This is a genomic window from Paenibacillus eucommiae (assembly GCF_017874215.1).
GTDB lineage: Bacteria > Bacillota > Bacilli > Paenibacillales > NBRC-103111 > Paenibacillus_AI > Paenibacillus_AI eucommiae.
The window spans coordinates 140,947-164,137 of the sequence record NZ_JAGGLB010000010.1 but is presented as its reverse complement, the minus strand read 5'-3'; the positions used below and the strand labels follow the sequence as shown (position 1 = coordinate 164,137).

Below are 23,191 nucleotides of genomic sequence, written 5' to 3'. Positions count from 1 at the left end.
ATTATACTCGAACACTACTTTACGATACAATGCGTTAACCTACGAATGACACAATAGTGCAAAATAAACGGACATAATGCTAAAGATGAAAATCGGCTAAGGTCCTAATATGAAGGTAAGCTCTTATGCTTGAACCGCAAGCGTAGAAAGGTTATCTAGCCTTATAGGAGGGGTCTGGTTCTGCACGCCGGAACTGCACGAACAAATTCTATAGAAATGAAAGGAATGTGGAAAGGGATGGGAATGGACATGAGTAAGAGCAAGCAACGGTATACAAGATGGGGAGCGATAGTCCTCATTGCAGTAATGGTGTTTACACTGGCAGCTTGTGGAGGTAATAACAACGGCAGCAGCACAACCACAAGCCCATCGTCCAAAAGTGAGGCGACAACGGCACCCAAAAGTGATGTGAAGCTCACCATGTGGCACTGGAAGATCGCCTTTGATCCAGGCTTCAAAGCTGTAGCGGATGCTTTCAAGGAGAAGACGGGAATTACGGTTGAAACCCAAGCGACAACACCAGACGATGCTTATTTTCAAAAGCTTACAGCTTCAGCGGCTGCTGGCAATTTGCCTGACATATGGGCCTATCATGCAACTCCACTCGGTGGTGCTTATGATGGCAAGGCGGTAGATTGGTCAGAGTCATTAAAAGAGGATGAAGCATGGAAAGCCGGCTTTCTTCCGGCAGCGCTTTCAGGCATTACAGTATCTCAAGCTACCATAGATGCTAATGCCAAGTCTGATAAAGCGAGCAGTTGGAGCAAAGCTGCAAAGATTGGGCAAACATACGGGGTACCGCTTGATGTAGGTGCATTTTACATGGTGTATGGCAATAAAAAGCTGGTTGAGAGCGCGGGTCTGGAAGCAAAAACTCCGAAGTCAATGGAGGAATGGCAGGCCATGATGGGCACGGTCAAGGAGAAGACAGGTATACCTGGGTTGGTGTTCAGCGCCAAATCAGCTGGTGTATACGCTTCCTGGTTTGTAAACTTCGTTGATTATATGAAGAACGGTTCTGAATCGTTTACTAAATTCATGAAGCGGGAAGAGCCGTTGTCGGATCCGAAGCATATCTGGTCTTTGCAGCTTATTGATGATATGGCTAAGAAGGGTCTGATCCTGCCTGGTTCAGTTACACTTGATATTGACACGGCTGACCAGGCGTTCTCACAAGGGAAGGCAGCATTCAGCATTGGAGGCACGTTCACTTATGCTTCATTGAAAGCGATTGGCATGAATACGGATGACATATTCAGCTTCCGTGTTCCAGCCTTTGAAGGCTCTGTTGAAGCTGATGCAACGGTAACACCGTTCCCGCTCGTACAGATCGTGGCCAACAATGATAGCCCGCATAAGAAAGAAGCGATGGAATTCGTCAAATTCCTGACATCCGAGGAAGGTCAGATTTTGTATGCGAACAACGCATTTGATTTGCCGGCCGTTAAGATCAAAGATACTTCTAAGCTTAATGACTCGCTCAAGGCAATGGCTGAATCCCTAAGCAGTGAAAGCAATTGGTGGTCGGAGAACCCGGCGATCGGTCAGGAAGTGTTCAAGGAAGACTGGAAGGTGTTCCACAATAATATGGTGAGGGTCATGCTCGGCGAGATGACTGTCGAAGACGCGGCCAAAGATTACGATAAGGCAGCAGCAGCCTTTAAAGCTAAAGAGGCCAAGTAGTCACAGTAAAATCAAGACATGCATGTAAGACGGAGAAGGAGGAAGCGTCTCCTTTTCCCATTTTTTTAAAACGGGGGTGTTGGTTAAAGATGAGTATCCGAAAAGATGTACTACGGGAGAGAATGGCTGGATATTTACTCATTGCTCCCGCGGCCATACTGTTTTTGGTTATTGGGTTATTTACTGTTTTATTTTCTCTTGTGCTGTCTTTTTTCCATTTAGGGCAGGGACAAATGATCTGGAATGCAAGATTTGCGGGACTAGATAATTTCAAAGACTTTTTACTGGGCGACAACGTGATTTTGACCCGTTTTTTTTGGCAGGCGCTGCTTAATAATGTTTGGATTGCTTTGATTATGGTTCTGGTTGTAATTCCTGTTTCATTAATTCTTGCTGTATTACTGCAAAATATCGTTCGTGGCGGTAAATTGTATCGTACGGTATTCCTGATGCCGATGGTGACCTCGTCTGTGGCGATCTTCTATGTGTGGCAAGGGATTTTTGAACCGACTGGTTCGCTTAACGATCTGTTATCTGCCATTGGACTAGAGAAATGGGTTGCGGTAAATGGTTGGCTCGGTGAGCTGAAAACAGCACTGCCTGCTGTGCTTGTTACGATTATTTGGGGCTCGATTCCTGGCAATCTGATTCTGTTCTTCGCCGGTCTGCAAACTGTAGATCCTAATCTGTATGAAGCAGCTGATATTGACGGAGCCAATGCTTGGCATAAGCTGCTGCACATCACATGGCCGATTCTGAAGCCAATTACGGTTATTGCGGTCATCATGAATCTGGACGGGGCCCTCCAGGTGTTCAGTCAAATATGGATCATGACGAAGGGTGGTCCCGCAGGAGAGACAATGGTCGTGAACGTGCTGATTTATCAGGAGGCTTTTCAAAATGGAGATTTGGGTCGGGCCAATGCAATGGGGTGGACGATGTTTCTGTTAACCTTTGTGTTATCGCTGATTAGCCTACGGTTATTCCGTGACAACGCACAGGGAGGGGAAACAAAGTGAAGAAAGTAAATATTGCCTTTCTGTATTTGCTGCTAACCATCTGGGGAGCACTATGCTTGTATCCGTTAGTATGGATGATTGGTGCTTCTTTCAAAGCTCCGCTCGATGTCATGAATAGTTACTCCATATTTCCCAAGGGGAAGTGGCACTTAGAAACTTATGTGGATGTATGGAACCGGTTGAACTTCTTTAAATATTTCTTGAACAGCGTTAACGTGGCATTCTGGACTTTGGTTGGGATTAATGTCTTATTCTCTATGGCAGGCTTTGCCTTTGCGAAGATTCGTTTTCCCGGAAACAATGCCATCTTCCTGCTATTCCTTAGCATGATGTTCGTGCCAGGCATCACGATTATGATTCCTTTATATCTGGTGGAAAATTATTTGAACCTGCTGGATACACATCTTGGGCTCATTTTGCCTTCCGTGAACGGCGCAGCGCCGATGGCCTTGTTCTTGTTCCGCAATTACTTCCGTTCCATTCCGCATGAGCTGTATGAGTCAGCAAAGATGGAAGGAGCAGGCGTTATGCGCATTCTGTTCTGGATATACATTCCTATTTCGCTGCCGATTATCGCTACGATCACGATGGTCAATTTCCTTGGATCCTGGAACAGTCTGATCCTGCCCATGATTATGCTGAGCAACCAGGACTTGTTTACACTGCCGCTTGGCGTCATGCTGCTCGATACGGGTGTGTTCAGACAATGGAATATTTTGATGACTGGATCGCTGATCTCCGTAATTCCCATCATTTTTTGTTTTGCTTTTTTGCAAAAGTATTACATTCAAGGCTTGACAGCCGGAGCTATTAAATCATAAAACCTGACTAAGGATAAAGGAGAGAGACACTTATGAGTACGAATAACACTACTAACGCAAACAGCACAAACAGCATAAATAACACGGGTAAAATACGTTTGGGGGTTATTGGCTGCGGGGGCATGGCGGGTACACATAGCAGCGGATATCAGGAGCTGAGTGATCGGATGATTATCACCGCAACATGTGACATTATCGAGGAAAGAGCGCGTGAAGCGGCGGAACTTACTGGAGCTTCCCTCTTCGTCACGGACTATCACGAGCTGCTGGATGCCGTCGATGCTGTACTCGTAGTTTTACCACATGATTTGCACTTTGAGGTCGGAATGACCTGCTTGAAAGCTGGCAAACACGTATTAATGGAAAAACCGATGTGCAACACAGAGGAAGAATGCATCGAGCTGATTCGTACTGCTGAGGAGACAGGCAAAGTGCTGATGACTGCTTATCCGGTTCGATTCTTCCCGGCTGTGCGGATGATGAAGGAGTTGATTGACAGCAAAGCTTATGGCGACTGCTTTCAAATGTCAATTTGGACGGAGCAGTTCACGAAGTATCCGGAAGGTCACTGGGCAACATCGGCTGAGCGATTAGGCGGAGGGCAGTTTTTCAGTCATGGCTGCCACTATGTCGATCTGCTGCTCTGGTTCCTGGGCAAGCCTGTAAGAGGTATTCATTTAGGCACAAACTTTGGTACACCTTGGATGGAAAAGGAAGGTACCAGCAATGTAACGATTGAGTTTGAGAGCGGAGCGCTGGGTTATCACTTCGGGACATGGGGAGCCAGAGGTACCCGGCTCGGGTGGAGCATTCATGCGCATTGCACGGAAGGCATGCTGGAGATTCACCTTGCAGATCAAAAGCTCTATTTGCACACACATATCAAAGAAGAGCGTGCGAATCTGGATACAGAATCACGGACGACCGTACTGCTCGACATGAACATGTCCAGTAAATTTACGCATTTCGAAATTGGACATTTTCTGGATTGTATCCGGGACGGTTCGCGTCCGATGACAGATGGACCAGCAAGCTTGCAGGGACTTCGCGTTGTTTGGCGCTTGTACGAGGCAGAGCTGAACAACACCTTCGCTGATTTACGCGGACTTGGACTGGGTGAAGATTGGGAGCGTGTTACATCTTAGTCCCCAAAAAGGAACGTGTTTATATGAAGTAACGGGAGGTTATGAAAAGTGACGCCGAAAACCATATACTATTATTCTGGAACGCATTGGGACAGGGAGTGGTATCAATCGTTCCAAGGGTTCCGCTACCGGTTAGTGACGATGATGAATGATTTAATCGAGGTGCTGGAATCGCAACCGGACTTCGCTGTGTTTCACCTGGACGGTCAGACGATCGTACTGGAGGATTTCCTGGAGATCGAGCCCGGGAAGCGGGGGCGGCTGCAGAAGCTGATCCAAGACAGACGTATTATTATTGGTCCTTGGTATGTGATGCCTGATGAATATTTGTTATCTGGGGAAAGCTTGATTCGCAATCTAATCAAAGGCATTCATATAAGCGGTGAATGGGGCACTGAAGCCTGGAAATACGGATATTTGTGTGATATATTCGGTCACATTGCGCAAATGCCACAAATTTTCAACGGCTTTGGCATCTCGCATGCAGTAGTTGGAAGAGGTGTTAACGACCATACCGTCCCTGCTCATTTCCTGTGGCGGTCTCCTGACGGGAGTGAATGCATTACGTTCAAGCTGCAAGATGAAGGTATGTATGGGGCATTCCTGGTAGCACTTAACGAAGCGGATAGCAAGAAACTCTCTGGGGAAGAGAAGGATGCTTTTTTGAAGGAGCGTACTGATTTTGAGCTGAAAAGGAGTCCTTTCCCGGTGCATCTGTTAATGGATAGCTGCGACCACGGGCATATTCGCAAAGATACGAACAACGTGCTTGAGACGTTGAGACGGTTGTATCCGGAAGCTGAGTTCAAGCATGTCAATATAGAGCAGATGGGCGTCCAGTTGGAGCAATACCGGGATCAGATGACGGTCAGGACAGGTGAATTGAACGAGTCGACGAAGAAGAAAGGGTTCAATCGTCTGCTGCCCAACATTTTATCCAGCTATTATCCTCTCAAGCAGGCGAATGACAATTGTCAAACACTGCTGGAGAAATGGGTCGAGCCATTAACCGCACTAGCTGCGCTCAAAGGAAAAGCGCTCCAGAAAACTTATGTGGATTTGGCGTGGACCTATTTGATCCAGAATCATCCGCATGATTCCATCTGCGGCTGCTCGATTGATCAGGTGCATCAGGATATGCGATACCGCTTTGATCAATCTGCCGGGATATCCGAGCAGCTCGTCCGTGATGTGATGAATCAAGAAGCTAATAAGTACGTCCCCTCAGAGGGCAGCTGGCGCAATGTAATAAGTATATGGAATCCGCTTCCTTTTGCCAGACGCACAGTAGTTACAGTTGATCTGGACCTGCCTGTGAACTATCCGTTCAAAAATGAAGTCCACTATGGCTACGAGGCTAAAAATAGCTTCAAGCTGCATAACCATCTTGGGGAGGAAGTGCCCTACGGGCTGGTCAGCATGCGCAAAAACTGGAAGTATCGTGCGTTTAATCAGAAAGTAGGGGCATACAATCGCCATACGATCTCGTTCGAGGCGGACCTGCCAGCAATGGGCTATGCGGAATACGATGTTGTGCCTTTCGAGGGAACATGCCGTTATTTACAGGTGATGTCTCGTCATGAGCGTGAAGTGGAGAACGAGCATCTGAAACTAAGCATCGATAACGACGGGACGATTAACATCTATAACAAGGCCAGCGGCAGCCGCTACGAGCATCTGTTGAGCTATCTCGATGATGGGGAAATCGGAGACGGTTATAATCATGCCAACCCTGTAGAAGACCGGCTTATCTCCAGTTATGGTGCCCCGTGCATCATCGAGCGAATAGAGAATGGTCCGGTGCGTACAGTATTCCAGATTACCCACACCATCATGGTCCCGAGCCGGATCGAGGAGCTTCCTTATGGTTTCATTCGTTCGGCAGAGATGACAGCTCTTACGATTCGCTCCAAAATAGGCTTATCCCAAGGCGCAGCCTATGTGGATGTGGAAACGGTAGTGGAGAACAACGTCCGTGATCACAGGCTGCGCGTATCATTGCCGACAGGCTGTCAGTCTGACACCTACTTCGTGAACCAGCCTTATGCTTTCATGGAACGACCGACAGGCGTAGATACGAGCACACAGGACTGGAAGGAATGTGCGGTAGCCGAGAGGCAGATGGGTGGAATTGTGGGGAAACGGGGTTCAGACGGGAATGGACTTGCGTTCGTGTCCGCATACGGCCTGCATGAGTGTGCTGCAATTGATGATGAGTATGGAACCATCCATGTAACCTTGCTGCGTTCCTTCAGGAGGACGGTGGAATCGAACGGGGAAGAAGGCGGTCAATTGATTGGCAAGCTGAACTATAAATACGTCATTGCCCCAATGGATCAAAGTACTTCTTACGCGGATCTGGTTCGTCTGCAAGATGCGCTTCAAGCAGGAGTACGTACCTGGTCCGCCAAAATCGGGGAAGCGTACACGATTGCAGCTCCGACGAGCCATTTTCAATTATCTGAATCGAATATTTGCCTAAGCGCACTGAAGCAACCCGAGAATGGGAGCAAGAACGAGATCATCGTCCGCTGCTGCAATATGTCCTCCGACAGTTCAACAGCTCGTTTCTCATCCAGCCATGTGGTAAGAAATGTGATGAAGGTGAATTTGAATGAGGAAGGCAGCGAAGCTCTGTTACATGAAAAGGACGGATTTGACATTCAGCTAAAAGCCTGGGAAATTCAGACGTATCGTGTACACTTCTTGGAAGATGGAGATAGTTAGTGAGTGGAGCGAAGCATGAGTATGATGATCCGGGCAATCGTGTGCTTTGTGCTTGACTTAACGATGTTTTTGATCGTTAAAGCAAGTGTTTCCAGGTCATCGGTCACGATAATGATGATTTTCATCGTTAAAAGAGGACGGATGGCCTCACAGGGTGGCTAAAAGGGATTTTAACGATGAAAAAACATCGTTAAAGTAAGGATGTGGGGAGGACCTGATGCTTTTAACGATGAAAAACATCGTTAAAGGAGCAGGTCCTTCTCACCTGGGTGCGCTCTTCATCACCAGCGCCTGCGCCAGCTAGGAAATCTCCTCTAACCCAAAGAAAAACCCTTGCTGGCTGTCCGTTTGAGCTTGGTGTTCGTGCGATTGTAGCTGAGAGAGGTAAGGGGTGTGGGCGGAAGAGCGATAGCGTCCGCCTTTAAAGATTTGTTCCTACCTCCTCATTCATTTCATTCAAGGGAACAAATCTTTAACAGCGGCTGGAGCCCACAGCCCTTACCTCCGCAACGCTCCCACGTCACGAACACGCTCATCAAAGGACCCCGCAAGGCGTTTTCTCAATTGTTCGGAAGTTCATAGGTTTGTTTAAAGCTGGTATACTGTAACCAAGAAGCAGTTAGCGTTCATGCCCGTTCATGCCAAGCATGGACCGGATTGAAAAGGGGGAAGGGTGGCCCCTGCGGCTGCGCAATAACCTTTTGATTTGAAGGAGATTGATGACTTGGATTTACTGTTTAGGGAGCTTAGTGATAATCATGAGATAACGGTTTACGATACTACGGAGCTGTATGGAGAGAAGGGGAAATTTCGCGTCCTGAAGTTTTCAAATGAAGCCGTACAGGGCGCGATGGATTTGAATAATCCGCAACGTATCTTATTTGAATACCCGAGGGCAATCATCCATTTAATGGAATTTAACGAGCCGTCTTTCGAGAACGTATTTGTGATAGGACATGGGATAGGGACAATAGCCGGATATTTCTCGGAAAAGCGCTTTAAGATAGCGGAGCTTGATGGCAAGGTGGCGGAGCTAAGCAAGCGTTTTTTTGGATATAATAAGGATAATGTGATCATAGGTGATGGGCGTCATATACTCGGGAGCGAAGAACCGCAGACCTATGATTTTATTATTTTGGACGCCTTCACCGAAAAGGGGACCCCGCGGCATCTATTATCCAGTGAATTCTTCAATATGACCAGGGAAAAGCTCGAAAGCCGGGGAGCTGTGATTATGAATATAATGGGCAGAGGCATTAATGATTCGTTGATCAACGCTATTCATAAAACCCTGGGTGAAGCATATGCCTATACCAAATCGTTTTACCTGCCGTCTGAAGGGATTGGCGACCAGAAAAATATCATTATTATCGGAAGGAATAAGCCAATCGGCTTCCAGGCACGCAATATGGCAGGTTTCGTTGAGAACAGGCTCGGACAAGGCTATATGATTAGAGATAACCAATTATAGATAAAATCAGGAGAGCAGGCTGGCTGTAATGACTTGAAGCTGCTCATCAAGGGAATACGGATCTTCAAAGGCGAATCGGTATGGATTGCAAAAGTAGACGCGGCGCTTCATAACGGCAGGAAGGTTTCGCCAAATCCTGCTGTCTATCAACGAGGAAGGGTCGCCGTAGATGGAAATGAAAATATGATCACCAGCATATGCGGGCAAAGCTGAAAGTGGGATTTCCATGCTTAACGCATTTTCGTTCAACTCCCGCCGCTGTAGGGGAGGAGTTTGCAACTGCAGGGCTTGATAAAGGCTAAAGCTTCCGTATCCTGCATGCTGGCCAAGCACGAATAGCTGCCCGTTTATAAGCAGCAAATTCGTGACGGAGCAGCCAAACCCAAGTTTGCTAACAAGTTGTGACCGAGCTTGTTCAATTCGCCACTCATAATCCTCAATCCATTGTTCTGCCATATCGGTTTTGTCAAAAACACTGCTTATCAAGCGAAGCTTCTCCAACGGACTGGTACTTTGATAAGGGATCAGAAGCGTGGGAGCGATTTGTTCGAGCTGTTCGTATTGGTGTTCATTTTGCGTCACTATCAAGTCAGGCTGCAGTCTGGATATACGGGGCAGGCTGATTGGAAAGCCAGTCCCCAGATCAGTGATGCCATGCAAGCTGCAGCTGCTTTTCTGATAGGCAGCAATGAATTCTTTCCTGAGCATACCCGTTCGGGCGCCAACAGGAATAACCCCCAGCTTCAGCAGCTGTCCCATATATTGATCAGCGACGACACGCTGCGGACTTGATGGGAGTGTGAAGCTCCGAAGCAGCCCCTGCTTGTTCTTAGCATATTGGCGGGGGGACTCTCCTACAGTCTGCTTGAAGCGGCGATTGAAATAAAACTCATCCCGATAACCGACTGTCCGTGCAATGTAAGATAACTGACCACCAGCGAGCAGCAGTTTCTTGGCTTCTTGAATTCGAAGCTCGGTTAAGTAATCAGTGACACTCCTATTTGTTAACTTTCGAAACAGCTCGGTAAATCGTCTTCGGCTAATTCTGGCCTCAGCGGCCAGCTTATCAACTGTAATGTCTTCATGATAAGCGGCATGCATATATTCAATGGCATGTTCAACGGCTTTCTTGCTGTCCTGCTCCTTGCCATGAAGCAGGTTGCGTTCCGAGAGAATGAACATGATCCATTCCTGAAAATGTAAGTGATTGGCCAACTGCTGCATGGGGTCAGTGCTCCATCTATCTTTGCAGAGCTGTTCCAATCCTCTCGCGAGTCGCTGCCAAGAAACCTTCCACACCTCTTGGTGAGGGAAGAAGGGGGAGTGGGGCGCTGAGGATTGACTAGTGCTTATATCGGATTTCACTTCCAGATCGCCTGTTTGTTGTATGGCATAGGAGATGATATAACAGGAGGAAGGAAGCCCAGCTGTGCTGCTTATCTGAACGATGGCAGGTGAGGCAAGCGATAACAGCTCTCCCGGATGCAGGTCCAGCTTCATATCATCAGCTTCAACATGAAGGCAGCCCCGGATTATTGCAATTAATGTTGGTTGATTTATCGTATAACGGGATAACTGCTGATCTCCAGACGTATCGTATTGCTCTATATGAAGAAGTGTAAAGGAAATGGAACGCGGCGTGTGCCCTGTCTGATCCCGTCTTTCGATCATAAGTTTCCTTCCTTTCTTTCTTTTCTGTTCTGTTTATGGCTGTGTTCGTATCCCAATGATACCTAAGAAACCCGTAATCCACAAGAGTGTGGAGAACAGGTTCATGGTCAAAGGCATGCTCGCTGCGAGGGCTATTTGGCACCTGTCAGCAGGTTTACGATAGCATCAAGCTGAGCTTCCAACGAATAAGGATCATCCATTGCAAAAATTTTCGAATCATAGAAATAGACTTGCTCATTCATGACAGCAGGGATACTTTTCCAAAAATCACTTTCCAGCAATTCTTTCGCTTTGTCCTCATTCACAACAGTAATAAAAGCATGGTCACCCATATATTCAGGAACAGCTTCCAGCGACAGCTCGGCACTGCCCATATCTTTATTACGCAGCTCCTCAACTTTGTCAGTTGGCTTCAGCTTAAGGTAATCATAGATCATATACCCGCCGTATGCCCCATTAGGACCGAAAACAAACACATTTTTGTCAAAAACAGCCATGACGGATACGGTTTGTCCTTCCTTCAATTTACCAGCATCAGCAATTTTCTTTTGCGCATCCGCCAGCTTTCCTTCAAATTCTTTGATCCAATTTTCTGCTACTGCTGTTTTGTCGAACAGACTGGCAATTTTGAGCAGCTTGTCCATAGGTGTTTTATAGCTTTCTGACCAGTAGGGGATATGGACCGTAGGTGCGATTTTGCTATATTGTTCCTGGTTATTCGGCAGCGCACTAATAATCAGGTCCGGCTCCACTAGAGTAAGCTTCTCCAGATTAAGCGGGAAGCCTCCCAAATCCTCAATGCCTTCAAGCGCCTGCTCATCCAGATTAGCATAGGGAATCCATGCTTCCTTGAGCATATTCTCACGAACAGCAACCGGTTTAATGCCCAGCTTCAGCAGTTGGCCCATATGCTGGTCTGAGGCAACGCGCAGAGGCTTAACAGGCACCTCGGTCTTACCAGCCGCATGCTCAAAGGAGCGCGTGGGAGGGGTAGAAATGTCGGTTTGCTTACTGCTGCAGGCAGCGAGTAAAAGAAAAATGATGCCTAGCAGGCATAGTCGTGCGGAAGTTGTTTGGATCCTTACCAATTTGCATACCCCTTTTGTTTAGTAATAATAATAATCATTATCACTCATTATAAGGGTAGAAAGATTTAGTCTCAATGGAAATACAGGCTTTTTTTTTGCACTTTCTAACTAAGAGGAGTATAGTTCTTGACTAAAATATATGTATGCGATATATTGCATATAAGTAAAAGAGCTGAAAGTGTAGGGTGCATTGTAATTATCACGATCACATGAAAATATTAGAGGAGGAGAAACTAACATGCAGAATAAAGAAGACTTAAGGATTCGCAGCAAGGTTATCAGCGAAGGTGTTAATCGGGTGCCCAACAGGGCAATGCTCCGTGCTGTAGGTTTCAAGGATGAGGATTTTAAGAAGCCAATGATTGGTGTTGCCAGCACTTGGAGCGAAGTAACTCCTTGTAATATGCATATTGATGTATTAGCTAGAGAAGCAAAGAAGGGGGTTCAAGCGAACGGAGGGGCTCCACTTATTTTCAACACTATCACGGTATCTGATGGGATTTCTATGGGACATGAAGGCATGCTCTTCTCACTTCCAAGCCGGGAGATTATCGCAGATTCGATTGAAATCGTCGTAAATGCCGAGCGTTTTGACGGATTAGTCGCTATCGGAGGCTGTGATAAAAACACTCCCGCTTGTTTAATGGCCATCGGACGCATGAATCTTCCTGCGATTTACGTGTATGGCGGTACCATTCAGCCGGGTAAACTTAACGGTCAGGATGTTAACATTGTGACTGCTTTTGAAGCCGTAGGCCAATACCATGATGGGAAAATGACCGATGAAGAATTACATGAAATCGAATGTCATGTATGCCCGGGTGCCGGCGCTTGCGGTGGGATGTATACAGCAAATACGATGGCTTCGGCTGCGGAAGCACTTGGAATGAGCTTGCCGGGGTCATCATCTACAGCTGCTATTGCCAACAATAAGGCCGCGGAGTGCATAGAAGCAGGGAAGATGGTGGTAGAGCTTCTTAAGAAGAGGATCTATCCGAGAGATATCATGACGAAACATGCATTTGAGAATGCGATCACTGTAGTTATGGCTCTTGGAGGCTCAACCAATGCGTTTCTACACCTTTTGGCTATGGCACATTCTGTTCAAGTTGATTTAACTATTGATGATTTTGAGCGTATTCGTCAAAAGGTTCCGCATCTGGCTGATCTGAAGCCAAGCGGCCGTTACATGATGCAGGATCTAAATGATGCCGGAGGTGTCCCCGCGGTCATGAAGCTGCTCCTTGATCAAGGGTTACTGCATGGTGATTGCTTAACGGTAACAGGAAAAACTATCGCAGAAAATCTGGCAGATGTTCAGCCGCTCAGCGATCAGCAGGACGTTGTCAGATCGTTCGATAATCCACTGAAGCCTAACGGCCCGCTGGTTCTACTGAAAGGTAATCTTGCTCCTGAAGGGGCAGTAGCCAAAATGTCTGGCTTGAAAAAGCTTCGTTTTACAGGTCCAGCCCGCGTGTATAACAGTGAGGATGAAGCAACACAGGCAATTGTAAATGATGAAATCCGTAAAGGTGACGTACTGGTCATCCGCTATGCTGGTCCCAAAGGCGGGCCTGGGATGCCTGAAATGCTTTCCATCACAGCAATGATCGTAGGAAAAGGTCTCGGCGGCGACGTCGCACTTCTCACAGATGGAAGATTCTCTGGGGGATCGCATGGGTTTGTAGTCGGTCATGTCGCTCCTGAAGCTCAGGTTGGCGGCCCGATTGCTTTATTGCATGAGGGGGATATCATCACCATTGATAGCGAGACTCAGGAGATTAATTTCGAGGTATCCGCTGAACAATTGGAGGAAAGAGCGAAAAATTGGATCAAGCCTCCGCTCAAATTTCCATCTGGAGTGCTGGCCAAATATGCACGACTTGTCTCCTCAGCCTCTAAAGGGGCAGTGACAGATTTGGATATTTAAGCTTGGAATACAAGTTTGGAATACAAGTCTGGCGTTTAAACCGGATTGTTAGGTTGGAATATAAATCTGGAATGTAAATCTGGAAGGAACAACTGCTTACATAGCGCTGTTCCTTTTTTTCATGATTTTTATTCGAAAAGTATACGTTTGTGGAAGGATGCCTGGAGTGAGCACAGATTTTCCATATAGCCACTATCCCTTTCCCTCAGGAAAGCAACTTTTGCTGTCTGTTTGTCTGTTTGCTGGCTGCCCGCTTGAGCGCATGCTTGACTTAACGATGTTTTTCATCGTTAAAACAAGTTTTTCCAGGCCAAGCAGCACGTTAACGATGATTTTCATCGTTAAAAGGGTTCGGATGGCCGCATCAGGACGGATACCAGGGATTTAACAATGAAAAACATCGTTAAAGTAAGGATGGGGAGAGGACCTGGTGCTTTTAACGATGAAAAACATCGTTAAAGCAGCAGATCCCAGCAGATCTCCACGGATGTGCACACTGGCGGGGCCGTTTTTCATCCCCAGCGCCTTTGCCCGACAGGAAATCTCCTCCACTCAAGAGAAAAAACCTTGCTGGCTGTCCGTTTGAGCTAGGTGTTCGTGCGATTGTAGCTAAAGAGAGGGAATGGCTGTGGGAGGAAGAGCGGTAGCGTCCGCCTTTAAAGATTTGTTCCAACCCCCTCATCCATTCCATTCAGGGAACAAATCTTTAACAGCGGCTGGAGCCCACAGCCATTCCCTCCCTCCTCGCGCTAACGTCACGAACATGCACCTCAAAGGACGCCGCAAGGCGTTTCCTATATTATATTTTGGAAGTTGTGGTATAGCGATCAAGATAATGAAAATTTGTTCTTTATGAAGAACTTCATAAATGGTATATTAGACCTATAATCAGTGATTCTTCATAATTTTGATCGCTATAATTTTGATCATTATGATTTTTATCGTTATAATTTTGATCGTTATGAAGAACTATTTCACTTACATGATTTCGGGGGGAAAGGTCAAAATGAAATACATAAAGGATTTGAATAAGGATACGATTCCGTATTTACTGCTTAAACGGGCAGCGTATTCTCCGCATGATATCGCTTACAGCTTTCCGGAGCTTCAGCAAAATTACTCATGGTCGACCATCTGGCACGACGTCCGGCTTCTGGCCAAGGGCTTCTTGCAGCTTGGCATCACCAAAGGAAATTCCATAGCACTACTGATGCCGGGCAGAATGGAACTGATCCTGTCGATGTTTGCGGCTGCTTGTGTGGGAGCTATTGTGGTTCCGCTTAATACATATTCCAAGAAGCATGAGCTGCAAATCTATCTGAAAGATTCAAGGCCCACAGCGATGATCATAGGAACAGAAGGGCACCATTTGCATTATCCTTCCTTGTTGGAAGACATCATTTCCGAAAGCAAGCTAAGCGGTGACAGCTCCTGGGTTCCTGCGAATATTTTTGTTTTGGAGGATAAAGCAAAGGTTTTCGCTCCTTTCCGTCCTTTTGAGGAATTGGCCAGGTTAGGGGAGCGTGGAGCTGATCAGGACTTTTTGTCGGCATGTCAGTCCGTTTGCTCCAAAGATCCTCTTATTCTGCTTTATACTTCAGGGACTCTTGGCACTCCGAAAGGTGTCCTCCGTTCTACGGCCTCCTTTGTGGTTTCTCCAAGTGCTGCGGGCAGCCGGGGTAAAGGTGCTTCGATAATGCAAAGAATGACCGACCGTATAACGCGGTATTTCTCGATTATGAATTTGCTGCCTTTGTACCATATGGGCGGTTTTTCGACGATTTTTACAGCCTTAAAGGTTTGCAATGTTCGTATCGTGATGCTGACGCACTTTAATCCTTTGAAAAGTTTGGCTGTGATTGACAAGATGAAATGCAAGGTTTTGGTGGGGACACCCTTTATGATCCAGCACATGCTCAGCTCCCCGAAGCGAAATCAATTCGACTTGACGTCTTTACTCGGCGTGGCGTTTACCTCTGCGGCGGTGAATAATTCCATTTTGCAAAAAGTAACCAAAGACCTGAACCTGTACTTCTTTATGGTGAGCTATGGCTCTTCCGAAGCGGGGGCTGTCGCCAATGGGACTTGTTTTATGGATCGAAAGAACAATCTGATGGTGTCACTTTTGTACAAGCTGTTAAAGCGGGTGAATTTGTTAAGCGGACTGATCCAACAGAAGGATTTTGAACATGGCTCCTACAGTCTTGCGGGCAAGCTGGACAAGGGCGTGGAAGTAAGGATATTGGACCCGGAAACAGAGGAGCCCCTGCCTCTCTATGAGCATGGCGAAATTGTTATCCGAAGCCATAGGGTTATGCGCTACACAAAGGAAAATCAGGGCAAGCCAAGCTTCACAAAAGACGGATGGTACAAATCTGGAGATCTGGGCTTTCTCGATGAAAGAAGGCATTTGACGATTACCGGAAGGCTGCATCGGTTAATTTCCCGCGGTGGAGAAAAAATTTCCCCTGTAGAAATAGAAAATGTGCTGCTGTGCCACAAGGATGTGGAAGAAGCTATCGTGTTCGGGATTCCGGATGAGCTGTATGGAGAGCAAATTTGTGCTTGTATCGTCACCAAAGATGAAGCAGCCTTGAACGCTGAAAAACTTAAAAATGATATGACGCCCTTTTTGTCCGCTTTTAAAATTCCAAGATATGTTGTGTTCCTGCCTTATTTTCCGCTGTCACCGACAGGGAAGATTTCTATTGCTGAACTTCAGCTGCTGGCCTTGGACCGGATAGGAGAGCTAAGAAAAAATGCGTAGGTATTATTCAGGCATTACCATTTTTAAGCTTGCAGGCTCTCTGCTCGTTTTACTGGCACATGTGATGTACTTTCGTTATGTAGAGTTCATGCCGAATCAACAAATGCAGTTTGTGCTTCTCATTCTTAGGGTCATTGTGCCATGCTTCTATGTGGTTGCAGGCTTTCTAGCGTACAAGGGCTGGGTGCATGCGGCAAATTCAAGGCAATATGTACGCAAATACTTACTCCGGATTGTTTGGATGTACGGCTTTTTCTGCCTGATTTTTATAGCGGAATTTATCGTTCCGGAGTTGATTAGCAAAGGCTTATCCTTACCAAATCTCTTTCTGCAGGCGAAAATTTTGTTTATGACCGTGTTTTTGAATGGGCCTTTTGTACAGCTATGGTTTATCCCGCCGCTTATTTTTAGTATTCTAGTTTGTTATTGGTTTTATGAAAAAAAATATGTGCGACTTGCCGTTATACTCGGACTGCTCGGATTTGTAGTGAGCCAATTTGTATCCGGAACGCTTATGACCGCTCTGGCGCCTGCTGTGGGCAGCACTCCAATCACTAACCCAACCTACCTCCATTATCTCGATCTGTTTGTTACCAGGTATTTCGGGTATGGCTTTACCTTTGTTCTGGCTGGCGTGATCCTGGCCAAATATGAGGACAAGTTTGTTCAAAGCAAAATATGGCCGCTTCTGATCCCGTCTGTAGTGCTCACGCTTGTGGAGACCCTGCTGCTGCTTCGTTTTGCCCAGTGGAGCCTCGAGTATAAGCTCGCTTTCAGTATTCTTCCGAATACAATCCTGCTCTTTTATGGGGTTCTCCATATCAAAAGCCAGGCTATCCAGTCCTATCATAAGGTGATTAATCTGTTCAGCATCGTCACGTTTTGCGGTCATGTGCTCTTTATGAAATTAAATCTTCTTCTGCTGAACTGGGATACAGCGACTATGACGATTTCCCAGGATTTTGTATTCTTATTCTTAACCTTTTTCGAGTGCCTTGCTGTAACCTATTTGTTCACGTTTAGAGCAAAGTATTTTGCTGCCAAGCAGGCAAGAAACCTCTCTTCATGAGCAAATGACCCAATAATGAGGAGGATCCGGGTTGTATAGGCAAGTGCGGTGACAGGCTCCCATTTCCAGACATAAGCTGAGGGGATGGGAGGTGAGTGGCTTTATATGAAGAGATATAGAAGCAGCACATTCGGCAGCAAGTGGATTAAAACCAAATGGCTGTTGCAGCAGCGGGATTTACGGAGGCATGTCCCCCGCACGGCACTGTTTAATAAAGAGAACCTAATATCGATGCTTTCCGCCTATTCGATCATTTACTTCAAACCTACGGGAGGAACGGGCGGGGCTGACATTATTCGGATCAAAAGAAAAAATCATGGGTACCGGATCCAATTAGGCACTAGAAAGAATGCCTGCTCAAGTATGGATCATTTGTACAAAAAGCTATCTCGTTTTGCCCGTGGCAGATCTTTTTTGCTGCAGCAGGGCATTCGTTTGGCTAAAACCAATGGAAGACCTTTCGATATTCGTGTCATGGTCCAGAAGACGAATAAAGGAAGATGGGTAAGCACGGGGATGTTCACGAAAATAGGCATACCGGGAAAGGTCGCTACCAATTACGCCCAAGGCGGTAAAGTTGACTATTTGTCCCCAACCTTGTCTGGAGCAGGGTACAAGAAAGCGTTGATTCAACGTACCGAATCACAATTGAAGCAATTAGGCGTATCCGTTGGCTACAACTTTGATCAGCATAAAAAGGGGTTCAGAGAACTTGGCCTGGACGTAGCACTGGATGAAAAGGGAAAACCATGGATTCTGGAAGTGAATACGAGCCCACAAATATATCCGCTAAAGAACATGAGGGATAAAAGCTTGTATCGGCACATACTTTCCTATGCCAAGCAGTACGGAAGGACGAAATAAGCTGTACAGCCGCCGCCACGACGCTTCGGAAAACTCCCATTCGGCTTTACGCTGGGAGTTTTTCTTTTAAACATAAATGGCTATATTCACAAGAGCAGACAAAATAATAACAAACAAAGGATGCATGTTATAACGAACGATTGCCACAATGGCAGCCAGAATTAACAAACATGCTATCAGTGCGTTGATTGATAAACTGTTGAAGCTTGGATGTACCATAGCAAGACGGATGGCAGCATACAGAATAAGTCCGGCAATTACTGGCCGTAATCCGTAAAACACGGCTTTCACCCATTTATGATCGTACCATTTATAAAAAACGATGCTTACCAGTACAATGACAATGACGGAGGGAAGGATCATTCCGACAGTTGAGATGATGCTGCCCGGCCAGCCTGCGGTTTGATAGCCAATGTAAATGGCGCTGTTCGTTGCAATAGGACCAGGAGCCATCCCAGCCACAGCAACAGTATCGGCAAATTGTGCATCGGTCATCCAACCATGGGCCAGCACCTCATGCTGGATGACAGGGATCATCGCATAACCGCCACCGAAGGAGATACAGCCGATAATAAAAAAAGTCCCAAATAACTCTAATAGCATAATGGACCGCCTCGCCTTCAAATACCATCGCCAAAGTAATATTCATGAACCTTTGGCGCAAAAGTGATTTTTGTTTGGGTCATGGAGGCCTTTGCCGATGCTGTCTTGCTTCGCTCTGTAGAAATAGAAAGGCGCAGCTTCTCCTTGATATAAATGCTGGCAACTCCTGCAGCAGCACCAAGCAGGATCATAACAGCTGGATGAACACCAAGAAGAAGCATAACGATGCTAATTATTAATAGGGTTAAGGTGGTTTTGTCTAAAATCGCCGAGCGGGACATTTTTACACCTGCATATGCCACCAGAGATATAATCGCTACCTGGATGCCTAGCAGCGCTGCCATTACTTTCACATTTTGCCGCGTGGCTTGCAAGAAAACGCCCAGACTCACAATAATAAGGAAGGTTGGCAGCATAATGCCCGCAACAGCTGCGATAATACCCCGCCAGCCCATAAGCTTGAAGCCGATAAAGACGGCGAAATTAACACCGATCCCTCCAGGTGAGGCGCCTGCTATGGAAATAGCCCTGGCCATTTCTTCTTCTGTTAACCATTTGTGGTGCTTAACGACCTCACGTTCTACCGCAGGCAGCATCGCGTAACCGCCGCCAAAGGTTGCGGGAGCAATTTTACAAAAAGACCAAAAAATTTGCAGCAGCATGTTCCAGCTTCGATGGTTCGATCGCTTCGTCATTGTACTCATCCTTTTACTTATAGTCATGATGTTGACCTAAGTATAAACTACTTTATTTCATTTTGGAATAAACTTTGAAGTATTTTTTGTGAAAAGTAGAAATTTTGGAATTGTTGACGGATTTCCAGGACTTTTTATAGAGACATTTATTTAAAATGGGGTTAATATAAGTTTATTAATTGTCAAGTGATAAATAACCATATTATTCTCTTCAATTTTTAATAAAAGGACAAGCCTTGACTGTGCCTGGTTTTTTGCGGGTCAACCTGGCAGGATGTAATTGTTTCCATTGTAATATAAATACATAAACTGCTATATTCAAATTGTGAAACCGGTTACAACGAGAATCTACTGGGAGGTTTTTAGAATGGGTTTGAAATTGAAGTTTCCAAAGAGGTTTTTATTTTTGTCATTTTGTATGGCGCTTTCATTGTTATTAAGTGTATCTGTTGTTCCTCCTGCTGCTCAAGCCGCTGCGACGAGTGCCCAGCAGAAATCAGTTATTGATATGGGCAAACGTTTCTTGGGAACCCCGTATGAATGGGGGGCTAAGTCCGGTTCCACGCGTACATTTGACTGCTCATCTTTTACTCAATATATATTCAAAAAACATGGAATTAACCTGGCCCGGGGAGCTAGAGGACAATCTGAAAATGGTACTAAAATCTCCCGGAAAAATTTACGTGTCGGAGATCTGGTATTCTTTTCGACTAGAGCCACTATGAAGTACAGCTCATCTTCCATTAAACGCATTGGCCATGTCGGTATTTATGCTGGCAACAATAAAGTCCTGCACACATTTGGCAAAGGCGGCGTCAAGTTCAGTGATATGGGTTCCGGCTGGTGGGACGATCATTATGTAAGTGCTGTTCGCGTTCTTAAATAAGTGGACAGGCTGCTCTCACTTTTAAAGCGCTCTCAATATGAATTTGAAACGAGACACACTATTGGGCATCCTGTTGAGGGTGTCCTTTTTATTTTACTTGATGTTTGTTGTATAGAAAGATTGCGCCGCGGCATCGCGCTTATTGTATTGTAGATTCGCATTTAGGAGTTCTTTTTTTGTGAACCTCTAGCTCAAACGATCATACCTGCGATATCATATTGTATGAAGCGAGAACTTTATACAAAAAATATACTATGATACGACTCATTTGTTATTGATAAAAAAGTTCACTAACTATGAAAGGGAAGTGAAGTTAGTTGAATAACATTAAGGAGCAGCTTCGTCAGGCAATGATAGAAATCGAAAGGCTAAAGCGTGAAAATGAAGATCTTAAGTCAAAACTTAATCTAATTTCTACGGAAATAGTGACAGTGGATCATAGAACTTTGGATATAAATAGAGATAAAACAGTAGCTACAATAAGACATTCAAAGACAGAGGGTATTCATCAATTTTCTACAGTTGAAGATAAGTTGGAATTATACCGGAGCTGTTTTCGTGGACGTGAAGAAGTTTACCCAATTCGATGGCAGAACAAACAAGGGAAATCGGGATATTCGCCGGCTTGTGGTAATGAGTGGACGGCTGTTTGTCAAAAACCAAAGGTGAAATGCTCAGTATGTCTTCATCAAGATTTCCTGCCAGTAACGGATCAGGTAATTTCAAACCATTTAGATGCAAGGGCCGATCAAACAATTGGCGTCTATCCAATGTTGAAGGATGAGACTTGCTGGTTTCTAGCTATTGATTTTGATAAGAAAAATTGGCAGGAAGACACTGCAGTAGTGATGCGTGTATGCAAGGAGAGACAGATCCCCGCTGCGCTAGAGCGCTCCCGTTCAGGAAATGGTGGGCATATTTGGATTTTCTTTAGTGAGCCACTATCTGCGAGTTTGGCTAGAAAACTGGGAACTACACTTTTAACTTTAACGATGAAACAGAGATATCAGCTGGGATTAGACTCCTATGACCGATTATTCCCCAATCAAGATACCCTCCCCAAAGGTGGCTTTGGTAATTTAATTGCGCTCCCACTTCAAGGAGGGCCACGGAAGAGTGGGAATAGTGTTTTTGTAGATGAGTTTTTTCAACCTTATGAGGATCAGTGGCAGTTTCTTTTTGGATTAGGCAAACTAACAGAGGATGAAGTTATCAGTTTTTTACAAAAGTATGACTTGGAAAGCAATTTTCTTCAATTAGGTTTTTTAGACTCTGAAGGAGATGAAGATAGGCCGTGGGAAGCGAAAGGGAAAGCATTAGATATATCTAAACGTGAACAGTTACCTGATACAGTAACGCTTGTCATATCGAATCGTCTCTATGTTTCCAAAAAAGGCCTTTCCCCCGACATGCTTAACCAATTAATGAGACTTGCTTCTTTTGCTAACCCAGATTTTTATAAAACACAAGCTTTGCGATTATCTACCTACGGAAAACCAAGGGTGATCTGCTGTGCTGAGGATCTTTCGAATAATATGGTATTGCCCAGAGGGTGTTTGCAGCAAGTACAGGCGTTCTTTAAACACCATGATATCGAATTGAGCATAAGTGATGAGAGGTCTGAGGGTTCACCCATTCATACTAAGTTTTGTGGGACTTTGACAACCATGCAGGATACCGCGGCAAGGGCGATCATGGCCCATGATATGGGAATTTTAGCAGCAGCGACGGCATTTGGGAAAACGGTGGTTGCTTCCAACATCATAGCGAACCGCCAAGTTAACACTCTGGTATTGGTACACCGCAGGGAACTTATGGACCAATGGAAGGAAAGATTGCAGACTTTTCTTGATTTACCGAAAGAATCAATCGGTATTGTTGGAGGAGGTAAAGATAAACGAACAGGCATCGTGGATATTGCCGTTATTCAAAGCTTAAATCATAAGGGTGAAGTAAAGGATTATATCAAAGATTACGGACAGATTATAGTGGATGAATGCCATCATGTTTCAGCATTCAGTTTTGAGCAAGTTTTGATGCAGGCGAAATCCAAATATGTATTTGGATTAACGGCAACACCTAAACGTCAGGATGGTCAAGAAGCCATCATGATCATGCAATTAGGTCCTGTGAGAATACGTGTTGATGCTAAGATGCAAGCAGTTTCACGAGGGTTTTCGCTGACTGTAATACCACGTTACACTCAGTTTCAATTACCAGGAGGTTCAGAAACTAAGGGCATCCAGGATATTTATCAATTACTTGTGACGGATGAGGAACGTAACTCGAAGATTTTCGACGACTTGCTGAGCTGCTTGGATAAAGGGAGATCTCCTTTACTGCTATTAGAACGTACGGCCCATGTTGCCTATTTTGAAAAACGTCTTGAAAAATTCGCCAAAAATATAATCGTCCTCCGCGGTGGAATGGGGAAGAAGCAGAGGGAAGCGATCAGGCAGCAAATCGCAAGCATTCCTGACCATGAAGAACGCGTATTTATTGCAACGGGCAAATTAATCGGCGAGGGCTTTGACGATGCCCGATTGGATACTTTGTTTCTTGCACACCCGATCTCATGGAAAGGAACCCTTCAGTAGTATGCGGGTAGACTGCACCGTTCCCATGTCAATAAGAGTGAAGTGGAGATCTATGATTATGTGGACAAACAAGTACCCGTCTTAATGAGTATGTATAAGAAACGAGTTAAAGGCTATCGGATGATGGGATATAAAGGGGCGGAGCAGTAAAGGGG

General features: G+C 45.6%; 17 protein-coding genes. 13 read left to right on the top strand and 4 right to left on the bottom strand.

Translation table 11 applies throughout. From position 1 onward, the window contains the following. Positions 1 to 249: 249 nt before the first annotated feature. The 7 genes from J2Z66_RS16340 (at position 250) to J2Z66_RS16310 (ending at position 8,866) form a co-directional block, all read left to right on the top strand. Positions 250 to 1,683 (top strand): ABC transporter substrate-binding protein, encoded by a 1,434-nt coding sequence (locus J2Z66_RS16340; protein ID WP_209972511.1) that lies wholly within the window; start codon positions 250 to 252, stop codon positions 1,681 to 1,683. An 89-nt stretch (positions 1,684 to 1,772) separates the two neighbouring features. Further along, on the top strand, positions 1,773 to 2,702 hold the full coding sequence (locus J2Z66_RS16335; RefSeq protein WP_209972510.1) for a carbohydrate ABC transporter permease: 930 nt from the start codon (positions 1,773 to 1,775) through the stop codon (positions 2,700 to 2,702). Next, a complete protein-coding gene (locus J2Z66_RS16330; RefSeq protein ID WP_209972509.1) occupies positions 2,699 to 3,523 on the top strand; it encodes a carbohydrate ABC transporter permease in 825 nt (274 codons plus the stop codon). The genes J2Z66_RS16335 and J2Z66_RS16330 overlap by 4 nt, the downstream gene beginning before the upstream one ends. Positions 3,524 to 3,555: 32 nt before the next feature. Next, positions 3,556 to 4,668: a Gfo/Idh/MocA family protein gene (locus J2Z66_RS16325; protein WP_209972508.1), complete on the top strand. Its 1,113-nt coding sequence runs from the start codon at positions 3,556 to 3,558 to the stop codon at positions 4,666 to 4,668. A gap of 48 nt (positions 4,669 to 4,716) precedes the next feature. Continuing rightward, on the top strand, positions 4,717 to 7,395 hold the full coding sequence (locus J2Z66_RS16320; protein WP_209972507.1) for a glycoside hydrolase family 38 N-terminal domain-containing protein: 2,679 nt from the start codon (positions 4,717 to 4,719) through the stop codon (positions 7,393 to 7,395). Between the two features lie 3 nt (positions 7,396 to 7,398). Continuing rightward, positions 7,399 to 7,557, top strand: coding sequence for a hypothetical protein (locus J2Z66_RS16315; protein ID WP_209972506.1), 159 nt, complete (start codon positions 7,399 to 7,401; stop codon positions 7,555 to 7,557). Positions 7,558 to 8,101: 544 nt separating this feature from the next. Further along, positions 8,102 to 8,866, top strand: coding sequence for a spermidine synthase (locus J2Z66_RS16310; RefSeq protein ID WP_209972505.1), 765 nt, complete (start codon positions 8,102 to 8,104; stop codon positions 8,864 to 8,866). A gap of 6 nt (positions 8,867 to 8,872) precedes the next feature. On the opposite strand, the gene J2Z66_RS16305 is transcribed toward J2Z66_RS16310, so the two are convergent. Both J2Z66_RS16305 and J2Z66_RS16300 read right to left on the bottom strand, forming a co-directional pair. After that, a complete protein-coding gene (locus J2Z66_RS16305; protein ID WP_209972504.1) occupies positions 8,873 to 10,537 on the bottom strand; it encodes a helix-turn-helix domain-containing protein in 1,665 nt (554 codons plus the stop codon). Positions 10,538 to 10,668: 131 nt separating this feature from the next. Then, positions 10,669 to 11,625 (bottom strand): ABC transporter substrate-binding protein, encoded by a 957-nt coding sequence (locus J2Z66_RS16300; RefSeq protein ID WP_209972503.1) that lies wholly within the window; start codon positions 11,623 to 11,625, stop codon positions 10,669 to 10,671. Positions 11,626 to 11,863: 238 nt separating this feature from the next. On the opposite strand from J2Z66_RS16300, the gene ilvD reads away from it, so the two are divergent. The 4 genes from ilvD (at position 11,864) to J2Z66_RS16280 (ending at position 18,255) form a co-directional block, all read left to right on the top strand. Beyond that, a complete protein-coding gene (ilvD, locus tag J2Z66_RS16295; protein ID WP_209972502.1) occupies positions 11,864 to 13,555 on the top strand; it encodes a dihydroxy-acid dehydratase in 1,692 nt (563 codons plus the stop codon). A gap of 1,006 nt (positions 13,556 to 14,561) precedes the next feature. Further along, positions 14,562 to 16,322, top strand: a complete 1,761-nt coding sequence (locus tag J2Z66_RS16290; protein WP_209972501.1) for a class I adenylate-forming enzyme family protein — start codon at positions 14,562 to 14,564, stop codon at positions 16,320 to 16,322. Beyond that, positions 16,315 to 17,391 (top strand): acyltransferase family protein, encoded by a 1,077-nt coding sequence (locus J2Z66_RS16285; protein ID WP_209972500.1) that lies wholly within the window; start codon positions 16,315 to 16,317, stop codon positions 17,389 to 17,391. The genes J2Z66_RS16290 and J2Z66_RS16285 overlap by 8 nt, the downstream gene beginning before the upstream one ends. A gap of 105 nt (positions 17,392 to 17,496) precedes the next feature. Beyond that, on the top strand, positions 17,497 to 18,255 hold the full coding sequence (locus J2Z66_RS16280) for a YheC/YheD family protein (protein ID WP_209972499.1): 759 nt from the start codon (positions 17,497 to 17,499) through the stop codon (positions 18,253 to 18,255). A gap of 66 nt (positions 18,256 to 18,321) precedes the next feature. On the opposite strand, the gene J2Z66_RS16275 is transcribed toward J2Z66_RS16280, so the two are convergent. Continuing rightward, complete coding sequence (locus tag J2Z66_RS16275; protein WP_209972498.1) at positions 18,322 to 18,858, bottom strand: chromate transporter; 537 nt, start codon at positions 18,856 to 18,858, stop codon at positions 18,322 to 18,324. A 17-nt stretch (positions 18,859 to 18,875) separates the two neighbouring features. Beyond that, a complete protein-coding gene (locus J2Z66_RS16270) occupies positions 18,876 to 19,553 on the bottom strand; it encodes a chromate transporter (RefSeq protein WP_209972497.1) in 678 nt (225 codons plus the stop codon). Positions 19,554 to 19,920: 367 nt separating this feature from the next. Here J2Z66_RS16270 and J2Z66_RS16265 point away from each other — a divergent pair, with 367 nt between their 5' ends. Continuing rightward, positions 19,921 to 20,439, top strand: a complete 519-nt coding sequence (locus J2Z66_RS16265; RefSeq protein ID WP_245375599.1) for a C40 family peptidase — start codon at positions 19,921 to 19,923, stop codon at positions 20,437 to 20,439. Between the two features lie 317 nt (positions 20,440 to 20,756). Beyond that, on the top strand, positions 20,757 to 23,036 hold the full coding sequence (locus J2Z66_RS16260) for a TOTE conflict system archaeo-eukaryotic primase domain-containing protein (RefSeq protein ID WP_245375598.1): 2,280 nt from the start codon (positions 20,757 to 20,759) through the stop codon (positions 23,034 to 23,036). Positions 23,037 to 23,191: the final 155 nt, after the last annotated feature.

What these genes read in the sequence shown, in the direction of transcription:
- J2Z66_RS16340 (WP_209972511.1), top strand. Translation starts at nt 250, where the DNA reads ATGAGTAAGAGCAAGCAACGGTATACAAGATGGGGAGCGATAGTCCTC.
- J2Z66_RS16335 (WP_209972510.1), top strand. Translation starts at nt 1,773, where the DNA reads ATGAGTATCCGAAAAGATGTACTACGGGAGAGAATGGCTGGATATTTA.
- J2Z66_RS16325 (WP_209972508.1), top strand. Translation starts at nt 3,556, where the DNA reads ATGAGTACGAATAACACTACTAACGCAAACAGCACAAACAGCATAAAT.
- J2Z66_RS16305 (WP_209972504.1), bottom strand. Translation starts at nt 10,537, where the DNA reads ATGATCGAAAGACGGGATCAGACAGGGCACACGCCGCGTTCCATTTCC.
- ilvD (WP_209972502.1), top strand. Translation starts at nt 11,864, where the DNA reads ATGCAGAATAAAGAAGACTTAAGGATTCGCAGCAAGGTTATCAGCGAA.
- J2Z66_RS16290 (WP_209972501.1), top strand. Translation starts at nt 14,562, where the DNA reads ATGAAATACATAAAGGATTTGAATAAGGATACGATTCCGTATTTACTG.
- J2Z66_RS16285 (WP_209972500.1), top strand. Translation starts at nt 16,315, where the DNA reads ATGCGTAGGTATTATTCAGGCATTACCATTTTTAAGCTTGCAGGCTCT.
- J2Z66_RS16280 (WP_209972499.1), top strand. Translation starts at nt 17,497, where the DNA reads ATGAAGAGATATAGAAGCAGCACATTCGGCAGCAAGTGGATTAAAACC.
- J2Z66_RS16275 (WP_209972498.1), bottom strand. Translation starts at nt 18,858, where the DNA reads ATGCTATTAGAGTTATTTGGGACTTTTTTTATTATCGGCTGTATCTCC.
- J2Z66_RS16270 (WP_209972497.1), bottom strand. Translation starts at nt 19,553, where the DNA reads ATGACGAAGCGATCGAACCATCGAAGCTGGAACATGCTGCTGCAAATT.
- J2Z66_RS16265 (WP_245375599.1), top strand. Translation starts at nt 19,921, where the DNA reads ATGGGTTTGAAATTGAAGTTTCCAAAGAGGTTTTTATTTTTGTCATTT.